This window comes from Mesorhizobium sp., assembly GCF_005063415.1.
In the GTDB taxonomy this organism is placed as follows: domain Bacteria; phylum Pseudomonadota; class Alphaproteobacteria; order Rhizobiales; family Rhizobiaceae; genus Mesorhizobium.
Genome location: NZ_SUEG01000413.1, coordinates 1 through 248, shown reverse-complemented (window position 1 = coordinate 248; position 248 = coordinate 1). Strand labels below are relative to the sequence as shown.

At 70.2% G+C, this 248-nt stretch carries 1 pseudogene; it reads left to right on the top strand.

Annotated features, from left to right (window positions below):
• Positions 1–248 (top strand): annotated as a pseudogene (locus E5W70_RS32850) (4-(cytidine 5'-diphospho)-2-C-methyl-D-erythritol kinase); the annotation flags it as partial.

The window sequence follows — 248 nt, the reverse complement described above, 5'->3', positions numbered from 1 at the left end:
CAGCCAAGCCGCTGATAGCCCGCGGCATCGGCGACGAGCTGACGCTCGTGCCGGGTTTCCCGGCGCTGGGTCTGGTGCTCGTCAATCCCGGCACTGCCGTCTCGACGGCCGACGTGTTCGAGGCGCTTGGCCGCCGCGACAATGCGGGGCTGCCGCCGCTGCCGCGCAACCTCGACTTCCACAGCATCCGCAACTGGCTGGAGATCACCCGCAACGATCTCGAGCCTGCGGCGCGCGCAATCCAGCCC